Genomic DNA, 815 nt, shown 5'->3' with positions numbered 1-815 from the left:
CGTTTGCCATCGACAGCAATGGTCAGGTGTATGCGTGGGGTTATAACGGAGACGGACAGCTGGGTCTTGGAAATGGAAACAACACAAGCACGCCAACGGTTATTAGCGGACTGAGCGATGTCATCGCGATAACGGGCGGCGGAGGCAATACGACAATTGCGCTGAAATCCGACGGCTCGGTCTGGACGTGGGGCGACGGCGGGAACGGCATGCTGGGCGACGGTGGTTCGGGCGGCCGCGCGTTGCCAGAGAAGGTGGACGGTTTTAGTCTTATGCCAGGTACGCCGGTTGTTTCTGTAGACGGCACGCTATCGAAGCGGTTTCCTATATTTTCCATCAGCAATTTGATTGCAGGTCAGCAGGTAACGGTTTACGGCGATTTGAACGGTGCTGGCGAAACAATTCTCGCAACAGGTACGGCGACAGGTTCAACGTTGACATTTGCTTCCGACATGCTTAACGTGGGGACGTATGCAATTCGGGTAAAGGCAGAAAGAGGGAATCCGGCCGAAATCCATGATTCGCCGGTTCTGAGCTACACGGTTGGCCCTGTGCAGATCGAAGCAGTTAACCAGCTGTCCGAGGGTGCAGGCCACATGGCGGTGCTGGATACGGCAGGTCAAGTGTACACATGGGGGGCGAACTGGAGTGGGGGAATCGGCGACGGAACGACGACGACGCATCCGGAACGGTTTGCTGTGCCGGGTCTGCCAAGCAATGTGATTGCGGTGCAGGCCGGTTTTGACCATACGCTTGCGCTGACAGCAGACGGTCATGTCTGGCAGTGGGGCCGCGGTGCAGGAAGAACGCCGGGT

1 protein-coding gene is annotated in these 815 nt (G+C 57.4%); it reads left to right on the top strand.

The window, feature by feature from the left end; translation table 11 throughout:
- On the top strand, positions 1-815 hold an 815-nt coding region (locus tag B5M42_RS25005), incomplete at both ends, for an RCC1 domain-containing protein (RefSeq protein ID WP_230633186.1).

Origin of the sequence: Paenibacillus athensensis (assembly GCF_004514475.2) — a bacterium.
Classification (GTDB): Bacteria; Bacillota; Bacilli; order Paenibacillales; family NBRC-103111; genus Paenibacillus_AL; species Paenibacillus_AL athensensis.
This window is presented reverse-complemented; position numbering and strand designations above follow the sequence as displayed.